This window comes from Aminobacter niigataensis (assembly GCF_946995915.1).
Taxonomy (GTDB): domain Bacteria; phylum Pseudomonadota; class Alphaproteobacteria; order Rhizobiales; family Rhizobiaceae; genus Aminobacter; species Aminobacter niigataensis.
The window spans coordinates 3,079,952-3,093,064 of record NZ_OX341517.1; the positions used below are offsets into that span (position 1 = coordinate 3,079,952).

The window sequence follows — 13,113 nt, forward strand, 5'->3', positions numbered from 1 at the left end:
TGAAGTTGCTTGAGGGTGGTTCGCGCAAGGTGCGAGTGAGTCGTATCCGGGGACAGCATGTGAAGTCTGCTAGATCTACATTGCTGCTCGCTGCAGCGGCGCTGACGCTGTCCGGCTGCGCCTCGCTGTTCGTCAGCACACCGCCGCCGCTGGACACCTACGAACTGACGGCGCCTTCGGTGACGGGCCGCAGCGGTTCGAGCCGCCGCCAGATCCTGATTGCCGAACCCTCGGCGCTCAAGTCGCTCGACGGACAGAGCATCGTCATCAAGCCATCGCCCGGCTCGATCCAGTTCCTCAAGGGCGCGCAGTGGTCCGACCGGCTGCCGCGCATCTTGCAGGCGAGGCTTGCCGAGACCTTCCAGCGTGCCGGCGGCTATGTCGGCATAGGCAAGCCGGGCGAGGGGCTGGCGATCGACTATCAGGTCATCGTCGAGGTCCGCAGCTTCGAGATCAAGGTCGGTGGCGCTGCCCAGGCCGAGGTCGAGCTGTTCGTCAGGTTGCTGAACGACCGCAACGGCCAGGTCCGTGCCTCGCGCGTCTTCAACGCCACAGCACCGGTTTCCGGCGCCGGCAACGACGACTATGTCGCCGCCCTCGACGCTGCCTTCGGCCAAGCGGCCGCCGACATCGTCAAGTGGACCGAAGGCCTGATCTGAAAAGGTGGTAAGGGAATAGGTTAGCAGGGCCGTAAGGGCCTGGCTGATGCGCTTCCGTTCGCCGACTTTCGCAACGTCAGACGGCTTGTGCAGTCGCTCGCTTGCGCTTCAACCGCCGCGCAATCGGTGGAAGCGCGGCGCATTGCCCGCATCAATCTCTGCAAGTCTTCAGCCCAGACAGCAAAAAGGCAGCAGGTGCGTACCTGCTGCCCTTTTGCGTCTTAGCGCTTCTGCCTTACTTCAGGCGGCCCGCGGCGTGGGCCAGCATCGTGTAGACCTTGCCGGTATCCGAGGTCAGATAGGTCTTGGTCATGATGCTGTCGCGGTCGCTGCGCGAGACATCCTTGAGCAGCTTTTCGAAGTCGTCGCAGTAGCGGTCGACGGCCGTGCGGAACTCACCGTCTGACTGATACTTGCGGCGGATCTCGTCGAAGGTCTGCTGGCCCTTCAGCGTGTAGAGCCGGCGGGTGAATACGTCGCGCTCGCCGCGGCGATAGCGATCCCAAAGCTCGATCGAGGCCTCGTGGTCGATGGCACGGGCGATGTCGACCGACAGCGAGTTGAGCGATTCCACCACATGCATCGGCGAACGCTGTGCAGGCACGGCGCGCGGCTCGGGCTGGGCTGCCGGGCGGGCAGGCTGCTCCTCACGCGAGGCACCGGTCAACAGGTCGCGCACCCATCCACCCTGCTGGCCGCGGTTGGCAGGCTCGCGAACCGGTGGCTGCGGCTGGGCGGCCGGGCGCTCGATGTCGAGAGTGCCGCGCAGGCCGGTGTTACCGGCCAGCGGTGCCGGCGGCTCGCGACGTTCGGGCTGCGGGGCCGGACGGCGAGGCTGCTGCGCCGGCTGCGTGTTGCGCAGGGTGGCGTCGGAAACGTCCACGCCGCGGCCGGACTTGGCGACGATCGCCGACAGTTCCTTGAGCGCGTTGATCTGCTCGGACACGGCACGACGGATGGCCGTGGTCGATTCCCTGGCCTCTTCCGGCATGTCGAGCACGCCCTTCTTGAGCTCGGCACGGGTGCTTTCGAGCTCGGTCTTGATGGAGCCGGCGGTGCGGCGCATGTCCTCGGTGGCGTCGGCGAAGCGCTTGGTGGCGGTCTCGACGACATCGGAGATGGCGGCGCGGATTTTCTCGGCCGATTCCATGGTTTTGCCTTCGGCGCTTTCCAGTGTCTGGCCGACGAGGCGCTCGAACGACTGCATGACGCGCTCGAGGTCTTCCGACTTCTTGACCAGCCCAACGGCAAGGTCTTCCAGCGACGACTGGCGCTCAAGCGTGTGCTCGAGGTTGCTCTGCGCCGAGGAAAGCAGGTTGGAAGCGCTCGACAGCAGGCGGCTGTGCTCATCGAACTTGGTGGCGATGGAGGCCACCTCGCGCAGCGTGCTGGACGACAGGTCGGTGAGACGGTTGGTGTTCGAGTCCACCAGGCGCGCAGCGCTGGCAAAGGTCTGCGCCGCCTTCTCGGTGGTGGCCGAGAAGTTCGTCGTGCTGCCGGTGAGGCGGTCGTCGACGGTGGCGAGGTTCTGCGCCGCGCGTTCGATCAATTCGCCGAGCTGCGAGCTCGAAGTCGTCATCCGGCCGATGAGATCGGCCACGCTGTCGGCAAGCGTCGAGCGTGCGCCCTCGACCGCGGACAGCGTCTCGGCGGTGCGGCTGGCGAGCGCGTCGACCAGGGTCGCGTTTTCGGTGCGCAGCTTTTCGGTCGCGCGGGCGGTTGCCTCCTCCATGGAGCGGTGCAGGTCGTTGCCGCTTTCGGCGAAGCGATCGACCAGCGGGCGCGCCGTCTCGTCGAGGATCTTGGCGATCTCGTTCGAGCGTTCGGCCAGCATGGCGTTGAGTTCGCGCGTGTTGGTGCCGATGGTGCGGGCGGCCTCGTTGGTGCTCTGGCCGATATGCTGGCCGACGGCGGTGAAGGTCTCTGCGATCACATTGGCGCGGGCAACGAGTTGCGCTTCAGCCTGGGCAACCTGCTCGTTGAGCTTCTGGCCCATCGATTCCGCGCCATAGGCAAGGCGATTTTCGGCGCTCGACAGGTGCTCGCCGATGCGGGCAGCGACGCCTTCTGCGCCGGTAGCCAGACGTTCGTCGACATTGGCCAGCGTTTCTTCGATGGCGCGGGCGCGGGCGTCGAGGTCGGCCGCCGTGCGCTGGGCTCGGGCAACAACGCGCTGTTCGGTTTCGGTGAAGGCGCTGGCGATCAATGCTGCATGCTCGCCAATGCCCGAGGTGCTCTCGGTGACCCGGGCGGCAAGCTGCTGGCCGGCTTCATCGAAGGCCTGGCCGATTTCCGAGGCGCGTCCGAGCAGCGACTGCGACGTGAGGTCGACGCGGGCGGCGATCCTGCCGTCGGCCTCCTCGAAGGCGCGGCTGATTTCGGCAGCACGGCCAAGCAGCGATTCCGCCGTCTGGTCGACGCGTGCCGCGATCCGGCTGTCGGCGTCCTCGAAGGCGCGGCCGATTTCGGTGGCACGGCCAGACAGGGTGTCGGCCGTCTGCGCTGCGCGCGCCGCAAGACGTTCGTCGGCTTCCTCGAAGTTGCGGACGATTTCGCCGGCACGGCTGCCGAGCGTGGCCGAACTGTCGGCGACGCGGGCGGCAATGCGCTCGTCGGCGGCGTCGAAGATGCGGCTGAGTTCGCCGGCACGGTCGCCGAGCGAGTCTGCGCCTTCGGCAATGCGCATGGCGAGCTTCTCGTCGGCAGTGTCGAAGATGCGGCCGAGTTCGGCAGCACGGGCTGCCAGCGCGTCGGCCGATTCGCCGATGCGCAGGCCGAGCCGTTCGTCGGCTGTGTCGAAGTTGCGCAGGATGTCGCCGGCACGGGCCGACAGCGATTCCGCGGTCTCGATGGCACGGGCAATGAGCGAGCGGTCGGCTGCATCGAAGGTCTGGGCGATCTCGCCCGCCTTGGCCGACAGTGTGTCGGCGGTTTCTTCGGCGCGGGCCAGCAACGAACTCGAAGTCTCGTGTGCCCTGGCGGCGAGACGACCGTCGGCCTCCTCGAACGCACGGGCAATGTCTTCGGCCCGGGCGAGCAGGGCACTCGACGTCTGTTCGGCACGCTCGGCGATGACGCGGTCGGCATCGCTGAAGGCCTGGCCGGCCTGCTCGTGCAGAGCGGCTGTGACTTCCATGACCTTGTCGCGCAGGGCGCCGGCGACAAAGACGGCACTCTTTTCGAGCACGCCGCGGACATTGTCGACGCCGAGCGACAGCGCACGCTCCATGGTGCCGGTACGCTCTTCGATGACTCCGGTCTGGCGGCGGAAGGCGTCTTCGATCTTTTCGATATCGCCGGCGATCGCGTCGGAAATGTCGACACGGCGGGCGGCGATCTGGTCGATATGGCCTGATATCGCCAGGTCGATCTCGCGGCGGGCGTCGCCCAGCTTGCCGAGATCCGCATCCAGCGCGCGGGCAAAGGTGTCGCGGCCTTCGGCGAGCTTGCCGACGTGACCGACCACCATGCCGTCGATGTTGGTACGGCTGTCGTTCAGCAGGGCGAGGTCAGCTTCGAGCGCCCTGGTCAGGGCGTCGCGGCCTTCGGCCAGCTTGTCGACCTGGCCGGCAACGATGCCGTCGATGTTGGCGCGGCTTTCGTTGAGCATGGCGAGGTCGGCCTCCAGCGCCTTGGTCAGCGCATCGCGGCCGGCGGCCAGCTTGTCGACCTGGCCGAGCATCATGCCGTCGATCTTGGAGAGGTCGGCTTCCAGTGCGCGGCGGAGGATGTCGCGGCCTTCGGCCAGCTTCTCGACCTGGCCGGCAACGAGTCCGTCGATGCCCGAGCGGCTTTCCGCCAGCTTGGCGAGGTCGTCCTCGAGCGCCCTGGACAGGGTGCCACGTTCTGCGACCAGGCGCTCGGCATGGCTCGACACCAGGCCCTTGACGCCGTCGAGGTCGGCTTCGAGAGAACGGGCGAGCATCGCGCGGTCTTCTGCAAGCTTCTCCGACTGGGAGGCGACGGTGCTGCGGATGGTGTTCAGGTCCGATTCGAGCGCACGCTTGAGGATGTCGCGGCCTTCAGCGAGCTTCTCGACCTGGCCTGCGACCAGCCCGTCGATGCCCGAGCGGCTTTCAGCCAGCTTGGCAAGATCGTCTTCCAGTGCCTTGGACAGTGCGCCGCGTTCGGCGACGAGACGTTCGGCATGGCTGGAGACCAGGCCCTTGACGCTGTCGAGATCGGCCTCGAGCGAGCGAGACAGCAAGGAGCGGTCTTCGGCAAGCTTGTCCGACTGCGCAGCGATGGTGCTGCGGATCGCGTTGAGGTCGGTTTCGAGCGCACGCTTGAGGATGTCGCGGCCTTCGGCGAGCTTCTCCACCTGGCCGGCGACCAGACCGTCGATGCCGGCGCGGCTGTCGGCCAGCTTGGCGAGGTCGGATTCCAGCGTCTTCGAGAGCACGGCGCGTTCTTCGGCAAGCTTGCCGGCATGGCCTTCAATCAGGCCGTGGATGTTCGAGATGTCGGACTCGAGGCTGCGCGACAGTTCGGCGCGGTCGATCGCGATCTTCGACGCATGTCCGTCGACAAGCGCCTTGATGCCGTCGAGATCGGTTTCGAGTGCCTTGGCCAGGATGGCGCGGCCTTCGGCGATCTTCTCGACCTGACCGGCGACCAGTCCGTCGATGCTGCTGCGGCTGTCGGAGAGCTTGTTGAGGTCGGCTTCCAGTGCGCGCGTCAGGATACCGCGGCCTTCGGCCAGCTTGCCGACATGACCGGCAACCATTTCGTCAATGTTCGTACGGGCTTGGACAAGTCTCTCAGAGTCTTCGACGAGCGCCTGGGCGAGCTGCTCGCGGCCCTGGGCGAGCTGGCGGAACTGGCCGGTGAGGGTTTCGTCGATTGCTTGGCGCGACTGGTCCAGCTTGCGCATGTCGTCGTCGAGGGCCCGGGTGATCAGGCTGCGGCCTTCGGCGAGCTTCTGCACCTGGAAGCCGACGGCGGCCTCGATGCTGGCGCGGCCTTCGGCGAACTTGCTGAGGTCGTCCTTGAGGGCGGCTGCCATGCGGTCGCGGGCGTCGGAGAGCTTGCGGGTGTGGTCTTCGACCGCCTGCTCGATGCCGACGCGGGCGTCCGAAAGGCGCTGGATGTCGCCGTCGAAGGCACGAGACACCTGGTGACGGGCAGCCTCCATGCGGCCGGCGAAATCGGTCGCGCGGGCTTCGAGCATGGTCGAGGTCGAGGTGATGATATCGGCGAGGTCGGTGCCGATCTGGGTCTTGCCCTGGTCGATCATCGCCGACAGCGAATCGCGGCCCTCGACGAAGGTCGTGGCGATCTCGCGGGCACGTTCGACCAGCGTCTCGTTAATCTGGCGGGCGCGGGCTTCGAGCGCGGCGTTGAGCTTTGCCGTGCCGGTGTCGAGTGCTTCGGCGCGCGTCTGGAACTCACCGATGAGCGCCTGGCCGCGTTCGGCCAGAGTGCGTTCGATGCCATGCAGGCTCGCCTCGAACTCGGAATTGATCGTCTTGGCGGCGCCGCCAAGCAGCGAGACCATGCCCGAGGTGCGGTCGTCGAGCATGTCGGTCAGCGACCGGGTAACCTCGTCGGTGCTCTGGGTCAGTTTGGCGATGCGCGTATCGAGCAGGCTGGCGAATGCCTCGCCCGAGGTGGACAGGCGGTCGCTGATCGAATCCATGCGGTTGTCGATCGCTTCGAATAGGCCCATGCCGCCTTCGTTGATGCGGTCGATCAGGGTGTCGCCGGAATTGGTGATCGTCATCGACAGCTTGGTCGATGCGTTGAGGATGCTGTCGCGGATGATGTCGCTTGCCGAGCCAAGCTCGTCGCGCAGCGTCTCATGCGCTCCGGCAATGGAGGCGCGGACGCGTTCGGCGTGCGACACCACGGCTTCGCGCTCGCTGCCGAGACCGTCGACCAGCGAACGGATGCGGGCGGAGTTTTCAGAATAGGAGCGCTCGATCTGGTTGACTTCGGTGTGAACGAGCGTTTCGAGCTCGACGGCACGGGCCAGAGTGCGCTCGATGCCTTCGCCCATGGCGGCCACTTCGCGGCGCACGGCCTGGCCGACCATCATGACGCGATCCTGTGCCATGTTTTCGGGTTCGGCGAGGCGGAAGGCCACTTCGGTCATCGATTGGGCTGCAATGCGCATTTCCTGGGCGCGGCGGATCATTGCGGCAAAGGCCCAGAACAGTGCGATCGGCACCACGGTGGCGACCAGCAGCATCAGCAGGCCCGGACGCGCGAAGCCGTCGTCGATCGAGCGGATGGTCCAGATGCTGGGGCTGACGACGCGATCAGCGAGCGCTACGGCGCCGGCGACCCAGGCGACCGAGACAAGGCCGACCATCCAGTAGATGGTGCTGGATGCCCGGCGGTTGAGGCTGTGAAGCAGCGACTTGTAGTCTTTCTGGCGATCGTCATTGGCCGGCTTGAAGCCTTCGGGCTGCAGCGGACGGGTTTCGACAGGGCGCAATTGGGTCGGCGGCTCGGCCGCGGCACGTGCCGTCGGCGCAGGTTCCGGCTTTGGCGCTGCCGGCTTCTTGTTGCCGCTTTCACGCGCCAGTTCCTCGGCCGCCTTGGAAATCTGTGCTTCGAGATCGTCCATCGATGCGGCCATGTCGAGGCCGCCGTCATCGGCGCTGCTCAAGTCGAGATCGAGCGCCTGCTCGAGCTCCTTGGCTACGTCGAGATCGAGGTTTTTGGTCGGAGTGGATTTCTTCGCCATGCCTTCGCTACCCTGTACTAAAGACGCGGAATCTCTGGACTTTTTGTCCTATTTTTGACCGCGTCCGAGGCTCAATATGGACCGCCCGTATCGTAGTGACACAATCGGGTAAAGAAAACATGCATTCGCCCCGATACGTAAAAGTTTAAATATAAGGTTAACACTGGAGTGATTATTGGCCGCGGCGCCATGGGTTTGCTGGGGTTGCCGGGTTAACGGGTTATCCACATGGTCGCCCTAGGTTACCAACCCATGGGCGAGTGGCGAGGCAGGGGTTGAATGGTAACGCGCGAAACCGGTTCGGTGGCCTTCGGCATGCCGGGGGGCGAATCTTCTGGCGCCTCACATGGCCGTCCCATCGACCTCGAACACCTGTCGCGCCAGACCATCGGCGACCGAGACGTCGAGCGCGAAGTGCTCGACATGTTCGTCCATCAGGCGCTTTCCGTTCGCGATTCCATGTCCTCGGCTGACCTGGCCGAGCGCCTCAGGCTGTCCCATGCCCTCAAGGGGGCGGCGCGTGGCGTCGGTGCGTTTCCGATCGCCGATTGCGTCGCCGAGCTGGAGGCGCGCCCGGACGATGCCAGGCTGGTCAAGCGCCTTGCCGGACTGATCGACGAAGTGCGCGATTTCATCGCCGCGATCAGCCGCTAGGGCTTCCATCTCGATCCCGACACGATGCGGCGCGTTCGCGCCGCAGTTGACTTGCTCGGTGGAGTGATTATCTGCCGGGTGATCTTTCTTAGGAACGAGCATGACCAAGCTTACCTACATCGCCCATGACGGCACGCGTTTCGAAGTCGAAGCCGAAAACGGCTCGACGGTGATGGAAAATGCCATCCGCAACGCGGTTCCCGGCATCGAGGCCGAATGTGGCGGCGCCTGTGCCTGCGCGACCTGCCATGTCTATGTCGATGATGCTTGGACGGCGATCGTCGGCGAGCCCGAGGCAATGGAAGAAGACATGCTCGACTTCGCCTACGAAGTGCAGCCGAATTCGCGCCTGTCGTGCCAGATCAAGGTCAGGGACGAGCTCGACGGCCTGGTCGTCACCGTTCCCGAGCGCCAGGGCTAAGCCTCCCGATCCGTGCCTCGCTTGGCATGGCACTCCATCTCATGCACATTCCTTATATGTGCATGCGTGAGCGGCGAGGGCGGCTTTGAGCGACATTACCCATACCGACGTCCTGATCATCGGTGCCGGTCCCATCGGGCTGTTCGCCGTGTTCGAGCTCGGCCTGTTCGACATGCGCTGCCACCTGATCGACATCCTTGACCGGCCGGGCGGACAATGTGCCGAGCTTTATCCGGAAAAGCCGATCTACGATATTCCGGGCTATCCCGTCGTCGGAGCGCAGGAACTGGTCGACAAGCTGCTGCAGCAGATTGCGCCGTTCAAGCCGGGCTTCACCTTCAACCGCATGGTGACGGCACTGCAGCGCCTGGAGGGCGGTGGCTTTCGCGTCACCACCGACGAGGACGAGGTATTCGAGGCCAAGGTGGTGGTGATCGCTGCGGGTGGCGGTTCGTTCCAGCCCAAGCGGCCGCCGATCCCCGGCATCGAAGCCTATGAAGGATCAAGCGTCAGCTATTCGGTCCGGCGCATGGAAGAGTTCCGCGGCCACGACGTCGTCGTGGTCGGCGGCGGGGATTCGGCACTCGACTGGAGCCTCAATCTCCAGCCCATCACAAGACGGGTCACCCTGGTCCACCGCCGGCCGGAATTCCGTGCGGCGCCCGACAATGTCAACAAGATGCATGCGCTCCAGGAAGCTGGTGCGCTGGATCTGGTGATCGGCCAGGTCTCGGCGCTTTCCGGCGAAGGCGGTAAGCTCAGTTCGATCACCGTCAAGGGGCCGGAAAGCGAAGTCGTCGTTCCCTGCACGCGTCTGTTGCCGTTCTTCGGCCTGACGATGAAGCTCGGGCCAGTAGCCGAATGGGGCCTTCATCTCCACGAAAACCAGATCCCGGTCGATACCGAAAAATTCGAGACCTCGGAGCCGGGTATCTTCGCCATCGGCGACATCAACTGGTACCCCGGCAAGCTGAAGCTGATCCTGTCGGGCTTTCACGAGGCGGCGCTGATGGCCCAGGCGGCCAAGCACGTCATCAGCCCCAAGGAGCGGATCGTGTTCCAGTACACGACGTCGTCGACGAGCCTGCACAAGAAACTTGGCGTCCCGGACTAGGGCGCCGCTCAGCCTTTGATCTTGCCGGCGTCGATGCGCTCCAGGCGATAGCGCAGCAGCCTGATGATCCGGCTCTCGAAATTGATACCCTCGATGCGATCGAACTCTTCCTGCGCACGGTCATGGGCGCCGAGGATGCGATCGCTGGTGGCCTTGGCCTTGGCAGCGGCGAGCTCGCACGTCTTCTGCTTGCCGACCGCCTTCAGCGCCTGTTCCAGTTCGCGGGCGTGGTTCTTGGCGATCACGACATGGCTTTCTTCGTGCCGCTTGATGTCGGAGGAAAGCGTATTCCAGATCAGCTTGACGTCCTGGGCCGTCTTGCCGTTCTGGCGCCAGCGAGGCAGGATCACCTTGGCCTTGACGCTGACCTGGGCCGAGACGATGGCGCAGCCGCCCTTGACCTCGGCGTAACCGATGCGGCTGGTGAACTCCATTTGCGTTGCACCGGGGTGCCTGCCGCCGGTGCTCTTGACCTCGGGGCCGCGCGTCATCAGCTGCTGTTCGATTTCGTCGAGCGTTTTGCCGGTGATGGTAAAATAGCTGTAGGATTTCGACACGGTTGCCGCCTGAACGGGTAGGCAAATGCCTCCAGCGAGCAGGGCGGCGAGGAAGAGTTGCTTCATTAGTTGCCTCTTGGCCTACCTTGCGTTAGGGGCGTTGGCGGCGCAATGGAAATCGGTGCCGCAAGAAGTGGCCGCACGGCGAGTTGATGCTGCAAGCGTTGATATTTCGTGACGCGGTCTGTGCTCTGGAGTTCTTTTGTGGCGACGGCATGACCGGTAAACGATGGCAACTGGCGCATGGACGCTATGTCGATCTTGGCGACAGGGCGCTTGTCATGGGCATCCTCAACGTCACGCCTGACAGTTTTTCCGATGGCGGCGCCTTCGATGCACCCGCGCAGGCGATCGAACAGGCCAGGCGCATGGTGGCGGAAGGCGCCGTCATCGTCGATGTCGGCGGTGAATCGACGCGGCCAGGGGCTGCGCCGGTTTCGGCCGCCGAGGAACAGGATCGTGTCCTTCCCGTCATTTCCCAGCTTGCCAGTTCAGGCGACGTGTTGATTTCGGTCGATACCTATCGCGAGGAGACGGCGCGCCTTGCCGTGGCCGCCGGCGCTCATGTCGTCAACGACGTATGGGGCGTGCAGCGCGAGCCCGGCATCGCAAGGGTCGCCGCCGAGACCGGGGCAGGGCTCGTCATCATGCATACAGGCCGCGACCGCGCCAAGCTGGCCGACGTGATCGACGATCAGTTTGCCTTCTTGCGCCGCTCGCTGGAGATCGCGCGCGAGGCCGGCGTGCGCGACGAGCAGATCATGCTCGATCCGGGCTTCGGCTTTGCAAAGGACGAAAACGAGAATCTCGAGCTGATGGCGCGCTTTTCGGAGCTTTGCGAGCTTGGATATCCGCTGCTTGCCGGCACGTCGCGCAAGCGTTTCGTCGGCCATGTAACCGGACGCGAAGCTGCCGACCGCGATGCGGGAACGGCGGCGACAAGCGTCATTCTCCGCATGAAGGGCGCGCAGATCTTCCGCGTCCACAATGTCGCAATCAACGTGGACGCACTGGCATTCGCGGATGCTATGCTGGCGCGCCAGACCAACCTGCCGGGACACTGACCTCGATGTACCTCATCCGAATGAAAAACTGCGCCTTCTTTGCCCGGCACGGCCTGTTCGACGAAGAAGAGACCCTTGGCCAGCGCTTCTATGTCGATGCCGAGCTGACGGTCGATCCCTCGCTTCCGTTGGAGGACGATTCGATGGAGAGCACCGTCGACTACGGCGTTGCCTTCCAGGTCATCGAAGCGATCATCACCGGCGAACGGCGTTTCCTCATCGAAGCGCTGGCGCAGGAATGCGGCAGGGCCTTGGCTGAGCGTTTCCCGCAGATCAAGAAGGCGGAGATCACCGTTCGCAAGCCGAATGCGCCGGTGCCTGGTGTCCTGGATTATGTAGAGGTGACCGTTGTCTGGCCAGGCTGAGGAGCGGGCGTTTCTCAGTCTCGGCGGCAACCTTGGCGATCCGGCGAAATCTATGGCCGCGGCGCTGCACATGCTGGATGCCAGCGGCCAGACGCGCGTGGTGACGGTTTCGTCGCTGCACCGCACGCCGCCCTGGGGCAAGGTCGACCAACCCGATTTTCTCAACGTCACTGCCGAGGTTGCGACTTCGCTGTCGCCGCTCGACCTCCTGGAGCTTTGCCTGGAGGTGGAGCGCAGGCTCAAGCGGGTGCGCGTCGAGCGCTGGGGCCCACGGCTGATCGACATCGACGTGCTTTTGCACGGAGAAAGCAATGTCAGCGACGTCGGGTTGGAAATTCCGCATCCGCGCATGCTCGACCGGGCTTTCGTCATGGTGCCGCTGGCGGAAATCGCGCCGGAGCTCGTTCTGGCGGGCAAGTCGTCGGCCGAATGGGCGACAGCACTCGACAGCGCCGGCATCGAAAGGCTCGATTCAGGGCGCGACTGGTGGCGCAATCTGGAGGATTAGCCTGAAAGGCTAGAGGCCCAGGGCCGCTGCGATCTTCGGCGCGGCCTCGGCCCAGTCATCCGCCACCACGATGCCGTCCGGCATGGGTGGCATCAGCAAGCGCATTTCGCGGTAGGACATCAGGTTGAACAGATACGCGTCGGAGACGGAGTCGCGTACCGAAACCAGATTGTAGGGAATGTCGTCGACAAAGGCGACCGGGCGGGCGCTTTCGCCTCTCAGTTGCCTGAGGGCCGGTCCCTTTGCCGCTTCCGTGGTCAGCAGTGGGTAGGGAAAGCCGAGCGCGTCGAGATGCAGCCGCCTGACGTCGCGATGCCGGTGCGGCATGGCTGTCAGCATGACCACTTCGGCTCCGCCGGCGAGGTTTGCCACGGCGTCCGCCGCCCCTTGTGCCGCCGTCTGCCATTCGCGCTGCGCAAGGAAGAAACCGTCGAGCAGCCCTGATACCGCAGTCTGGTCCAGCGGGGTTTGCGTTTTCCGGTCGACGATGTTGCCAGTCAGCCTGAACGACTTGGCCAGGAAAACCAGCCCCTGCGCGTCGAGGAAGCGCATGAAGGGCACCATGAATTCCAGCAGCACCTCGTCGACGTCGAGCACCAGCAGCGGGCGGGTGTCGCGGGCAAGCTCCGCGATCTGGCGCGCGGTCTCCGGGTCTTCGCTCATGACGAACGTTCGTGGTCGTCATTGCCCAATGGCAGGGCACGGGCGGCGATGCCGACTTCTGCCGGCGCTATGCCTGCTTCTTGCGAAAACCGCAGCAGTGTCGGCTCGTGGGCGAGGATGAATTGCAGCACGCCTGCCAGGAATCCCGGCTCCTGGGCCGCGCGGCGAATTTGTTGCGCTTCGATGCCGGTAATGGCGAGAAAGCGCGGCAGAAGTTCCGGATCGGATGCGACGAAAGCCAGCGCCTGGACCGCCAGCGCCTCGGCGCTTTCCTGATTTTTCTGGCTCTTTTGCATCGACATTTCCGTTCGTTCCGGCTTGCCAAGGGAGTAGCTGCAAGCGCGCCTTGCGGCAACCGCTAAAGCGGTGGCGGCCGATCCGTGACTTGGCAGGGGTGTTTTACGTTTCGTAATGTTC

11 protein-coding genes are annotated in these 13,113 nt (G+C 64.7%); 7 read left to right on the plus strand and 4 right to left on the minus strand.

Features of this window, described 5'->3' with window-relative positions; genetic code table 11:
- The first annotated feature begins 59 nt into the window (after positions 1 to 59).
- Positions 60 to 659, plus strand: coding sequence for an ABC-type transport auxiliary lipoprotein family protein (locus O1Y97_RS15030; protein WP_318761539.1), 600 nt, complete (start codon positions 60 to 62; stop codon positions 657 to 659).
- Positions 660 to 894: 235 nt separating this feature from the next.
- Here O1Y97_RS15030 and O1Y97_RS15035 read toward each other — a convergent pair whose 3' ends face one another.
- On the minus strand, positions 895 to 7,350 hold the full coding sequence (locus tag O1Y97_RS15035) for a kinesin (protein WP_318761540.1): 6,456 nt from the start codon (positions 7,348 to 7,350) through the stop codon (positions 895 to 897).
- Between the two features lie 279 nt (positions 7,351 to 7,629).
- On the opposite strand from O1Y97_RS15035, the gene O1Y97_RS15040 reads away from it, so the two are divergent.
- The 3 genes from O1Y97_RS15040 (at position 7,630) to O1Y97_RS15050 (ending at position 9,539) form a co-directional block, all read left to right on the plus strand.
- Positions 7,630 to 8,004: an Hpt domain-containing protein gene (locus O1Y97_RS15040; protein WP_108607947.1), complete on the plus strand. Its 375-nt coding sequence runs from the start codon at positions 7,630 to 7,632 to the stop codon at positions 8,002 to 8,004.
- 100 nt (positions 8,005 to 8,104) lie between these two features.
- Positions 8,105 to 8,425 (plus strand): 2Fe-2S iron-sulfur cluster-binding protein, encoded by a 321-nt coding sequence (locus O1Y97_RS15045; protein ID WP_108607948.1) that lies wholly within the window; start codon positions 8,105 to 8,107, stop codon positions 8,423 to 8,425.
- Between the two features lie 85 nt (positions 8,426 to 8,510).
- Positions 8,511 to 9,539, plus strand: coding sequence for an NAD(P)/FAD-dependent oxidoreductase (locus O1Y97_RS15050; protein WP_108607949.1), 1,029 nt, complete (start codon positions 8,511 to 8,513; stop codon positions 9,537 to 9,539).
- A gap of 8 nt (positions 9,540 to 9,547) precedes the next feature.
- Here the strand turns inward: O1Y97_RS15050 and O1Y97_RS15055 are convergent, their stop codons facing one another.
- The gene (locus O1Y97_RS15055) at positions 9,548 to 10,162 is read right to left on the minus strand and encodes a DUF922 domain-containing Zn-dependent protease (RefSeq protein WP_108607950.1); all 615 of its coding nucleotides are present in this window, start codon (positions 10,160 to 10,162) and stop codon (positions 9,548 to 9,550) included.
- A gap of 149 nt (positions 10,163 to 10,311) precedes the next feature.
- Between O1Y97_RS15055 and folP the strand changes: the two genes are divergently transcribed.
- The 3 genes from folP to folK are packed head-to-tail and all read left to right on the plus strand — an operon-like array spanning position 10,312 to position 12,033.
- A complete protein-coding gene (gene folP, locus O1Y97_RS15060; protein WP_318761541.1) occupies positions 10,312 to 11,160 on the plus strand; it encodes a dihydropteroate synthase in 849 nt (282 codons plus the stop codon).
- Positions 11,161 to 11,165: 5 nt separating this feature from the next.
- Entirely contained in the window at positions 11,166 to 11,525 is a 360-nt protein-coding gene (gene folB, locus O1Y97_RS15065) for a dihydroneopterin aldolase (protein ID WP_108607951.1), read from the plus strand.
- Positions 11,509 to 12,033: a 2-amino-4-hydroxy-6-hydroxymethyldihydropteridine diphosphokinase gene (gene folK / locus O1Y97_RS15070; protein ID WP_108607952.1), complete on the plus strand. Its 525-nt coding sequence runs from the start codon at positions 11,509 to 11,511 to the stop codon at positions 12,031 to 12,033. Before folB ends, folK begins: the two co-directional genes overlap by 17 nt.
- Before the next feature lie 9 nt (positions 12,034 to 12,042).
- Here folK and O1Y97_RS15075 read toward each other — a convergent pair whose 3' ends face one another.
- Positions 12,043 to 12,696 (minus strand): hypothetical protein, encoded by a 654-nt coding sequence (locus O1Y97_RS15075; protein WP_318761542.1) that lies wholly within the window; start codon positions 12,694 to 12,696, stop codon positions 12,043 to 12,045.
- The gene (locus O1Y97_RS15080) at positions 12,693 to 12,992 is read right to left on the minus strand and encodes a DUF3572 domain-containing protein (protein WP_318761543.1); all 300 of its coding nucleotides are present in this window, start codon (positions 12,990 to 12,992) and stop codon (positions 12,693 to 12,695) included. Before O1Y97_RS15080 ends, O1Y97_RS15075 begins: the two co-directional genes overlap by 4 nt.
- Positions 12,993 to 13,113 lie beyond the last annotated feature (121 nt).